Source organism: Pseudomonadota bacterium (genome assembly GCA_010028905.1).
GTDB lineage: Bacteria > Vulcanimicrobiota > Xenobia > RGZZ01 > RGZZ01 > RGZZ01.
Genome location: RGZZ01000487.1, coordinates 1 through 3,690 on the forward strand (window position 1 = coordinate 1; position 3,690 = coordinate 3,690).

The 3,690-nt window shown below is 68.0% G+C and carries 3 protein-coding genes; all 3 read left to right on the plus strand.

Annotated elements, in window-relative coordinates; genetic code table 11:
• Positions 1-1,013, plus strand: a 1,013-nt coding sequence (locus EB084_21645) for a hypothetical protein (GenBank protein NDD30869.1), incomplete at its 5' end; no start/stop codon positions are given.
• Positions 1,014-1,165: 152 nt separating this feature from the next.
• Entirely contained in the window at positions 1,166-2,818 is a 1,653-nt protein-coding gene (locus EB084_21650) for a rhomboid family intramembrane serine protease (protein NDD30870.1), read from the plus strand.
• Between the two features lie 67 nt (positions 2,819-2,885).
• Positions 2,886-3,690 (plus strand): 4-hydroxybenzoate octaprenyltransferase (locus EB084_21655; protein NDD30871.1); only part of this gene is annotated, 805 nt, incomplete at its 3' end.

Sequence of the window (3,690 nt, forward strand, 5' to 3'; positions counted from 1 at the left end):
CCACCGCCCTCCCAGGCGTGAACTTCCTCGGGAAGGGCCCTGCCCCGAGAGACGGCGACCTCCCGGTCTGGATGGCCTCGGAAGGCCTCGAGATGCTGCGCCACGGCGACTATCCCGGCGCGGCGGAGTACTACCAGAACGAAGCCCGTCGCGATCCTTCCCGCGCCGAAGGCTGGCTCGGCATTGGCGCCGCGCTCATGGGCAGCGGAGACTTCAGCTCGGCCATCACATACCTGCTGAAAGGGGTCGAGATCGACGAACGCTTCCCCGTGGGCGTTCTCCTTGCGGAGACCAAGACCGGCAAGCCTCAGGTTCTTCTGAACGTCTCCCATCTGCTGTCGAAAGGCCAGGACCGCGCACAGTTCCTCCTCGCCATCAACATCCTCGACGAGGTGATGCGCGACCCCAACACCCCCGAGAACCTCTACCTGCAGGCCAACGAGCTGCGCGGCAGCGTGCGCGAGCTGCTCCGTGCGGGCCCGGGTGCCAACCTGACAAAGCTTCGCGCCCGCCGCAAGCTCAATCAGGGACGCAGGCTCCTCGACGGGCCGCTGCGGCTGGTGCTGAAGGTGGCGCTGCTGGTGGCCCTCCTCGCCGGTGGGTACCAGGCCTGGCGATGGGGGCAAGGCACCTGGCTCGTGCGACAGGGGCTGAGCGACTACAAGGAAGCCGCGCAGATGGCGTCGATGGGAACGACCTCGCTCAACAGCTCGAAAGACGCCGCTGACGCGTGCGAGCTCTACTTCCGCGCATTCACGCGGTTCAAGCGGGCGCAGACATACCGAGACCCGTCGAGCATCGCCACGCTGTACCTCACGATTCGCGCGGGAGAGAGCATGCTCGAACGCGCCCGCTCGGTCCCGAGCGAGGCACGACGGTTGCCCCCTGGCGCCATGGCCGACGTGGAGAGCACCGTGCGCCAGTCACGGGTGCGTCTGGCGCGAATCGACGCGAACGGCACCCAGACCCGGCAGCAGCAGGCCGAGCTGAATGCGATGCTCGACAATAAGTAGCGCGCGTGGTGACGCCCTCGATTCCGGCCCTCACACAGGGAGGTCCGGCCCACACCTCGAACTCCTTTCCAACAGGGCAGCTTCCCTGACCCGCATCAAAAGGAGGAGCCAGGTGCGCCGCAGCGCAGCCCAGAGCACATCGACAACCCGCAATGGCTGACGTCACACAGCGATTCGCGGAAGCCCTCGCACCGGTCATGTCGGCCGCCAACGGCTGGGTTCGCGAGGCCACCGATCTGGTCGAAGAAGCGCCGCTGTTCAGTCAGGGGCGTCGCGCCGCCGTTCTGCTGGTTCCCGCCGATGAGACATCGTCGCCCCAGGTTCGCGCGCTGCTCGACCAGATCGTGCGACGCGCCGTGATGCCCCCGACCCCGCGCAACCCGAAGCGTGCCGTGCCGTGGGAGCAGCTCGTCGTGGCCATGGTCTTCGAAGGCGAGGCCTCACCCAGCCTGCGCGCATTCATCGAGTCGTGCAGAAAGGCGCTCTCCTCGAAGCAGAACATCCGCTTCGCCTGGGTCGACCTGGCGCAGGCCGACGTCGGTTTCCACGCGCAGGGCACACCGTTCGACACCGATCTCATGGCGCGTCTCAAGGACGCCGCAACGCGGTTCCACGCCTCCGCCCGCAGAAGCGACAGCAGCCGGAGCAGACCCGCCACCGAGGGGCGCATCCCGTGGGGCACCGCCGCGCTGGCCAGCGCTTGCGCCGCAACCACGCTGTACATCGGGTTCGACCGCTTCCTTGCGCTTCGCTACGGCGCACTCCAGGTCAACCTCGCCGATCAGGGGCAGCGCTTCCGCTTCCTCAGCGCCGTCTTCGCCCAGAGCAGCGCAGCAGAGAGCGCGGTGGCGGCGGTCGGGCTCGTCACCCTGGGCGCCGCTCTCGAGCGGGTGTATGGCACCATCACGTTCCTGGCGCTCTTCTGCGTCTGCGCACTGGCCAGCACGGTGACGACGCACGCCTATGGCTGCAGCGACATCTACCTCGGCCTCATCGAGACCCTCTGCGGCTTCGCCGGTGCCACCGCGGTCGCGGCGGTGCGATATCCAAAGGCAGACCTGTGGCCGTCCCTCTATGTGCGCACGGGTCTCGTCGTTGTGGCTGGTTTCAGCGCCCTGAGCACATTCGCCCAGGTAGGCTCGTCGAGCTTCTTCCTGCTCAACGCGCGCCATCCTCGGGAAGCCCTCTTCGCCGGGCTCGCCGCCGGGGTGCTCTTCGCCGTGCTCGTTCCCGCGCCCCGCCCGCAGCCGAGCAAGGCCTGGAAGACCATGTCCCCCGCGTTGATGGCGCTTGCCGCGGCCCCCTTCGTGGGGCTGGGCATGGCGGTCTGGCTCGCGGGCTGGGGGGCCTCCCACGTGGTGTTCAAGGACGCGCGCGGCTTCAGCGTCAAAGGCGCGGCGCACACGGTCATGGTGAAGGGAACCGACGGCCCGATCTTCATGGGAGCGAGCTACAACATCCACGTGGGCGTGCAAGCCACCCCCCGCCCCGATGCAGACGCCGAGATCGAGACGTTCCGCGCCGAGATCGAGCACGACCTGGAGAAGCGCGGCATGATCATAAAGTCTGCGTCCATCGCCAGCCAGGGGCCGCGGCGGTGGCTGGTGGTGCGCGCGCGCCAGAGCGACAAGAGCGAGCGAGAGTATGGCTACACCATCGATGGCTCGACGCTCTACGCCGTCACCATGTGGGGGCCTTCCCTCGACGCCGGCATGGACGCCTTCCGCAGCGTTCTCCGCTCGTTCTCGGTGACCCCCGCCACGAGAAGTGGCAGCTCGTCGAAGACGTCACGCTCGACCGCCTGACCAAAGCCCTATCGACACGCGCATCGGGGAAGGAATCACGCCCCACATTTCGAAGGGTAGGCCCGCTATGTGGCGCCCTCTTCAGCGGTTCGGCGATCTCGTGAAGTTCGAGCACACCGTGTTCGCGCTTCCGTTCGCCTACGTGGGCAGCTTGATGGGAGCCGACGGTCATCCCACGGCGGCGCAGTGGATGTGGATCACGCTGGCGATGGTGGGGGCGCGCACTGCCGGCATGACGTTGAACCGTCTCATCGACCGCACCTTCGACGCCCGCAACCCGCGCACGCGCGACCGAGCCATCCCCGCCGGACGAGTCTCTGCCAGTGCCGCGCGCCTCATCGCAATCGCCGCCTGCGCCCTGCTCGTGGTGGCCGCGGCGCGTCTGAACGCCCTGGCCCTCGCGCTCACGCCGGTCGCGTTGATGCTTCTCGTCGCCTACTCCTACCTCAAGCGCTTCACAGCCTTCGCCCATTTCGGACTGGGCCTGGTGCTGGCGTGCGCGCCCGCAGGCGGCTGGATCGCGGTGCGCGGCTCGCTCGGGCTGGCGCCCTGCCTCGTCTCCGCGGCGGTGCTGCTCTGGGTGGCGGGATTCGACATCTTGTACGCCTGCCTCGATGTCGACTTCGATCGAACCGAGAAGCTGCACTCCGTTCCTGCACGCTGGGGAATCGGTCGGGCCATGACCCTGGCCCGAGCGCTGCACGTGGCGGCCGTGGCGCTGCTCGCCGCTGCCGGAGCGGTTCTGGGGCTGTCCCCCCTCTACTTCGGCGGGGTCAGCGTCGTCACCGTGCTGCTGGGCTACGAGCACAGCCTCGTCTCGCCAGACGACCTCTCCAAGATGGACCAGGCCTTCTTCACCATGAACGGCTGGG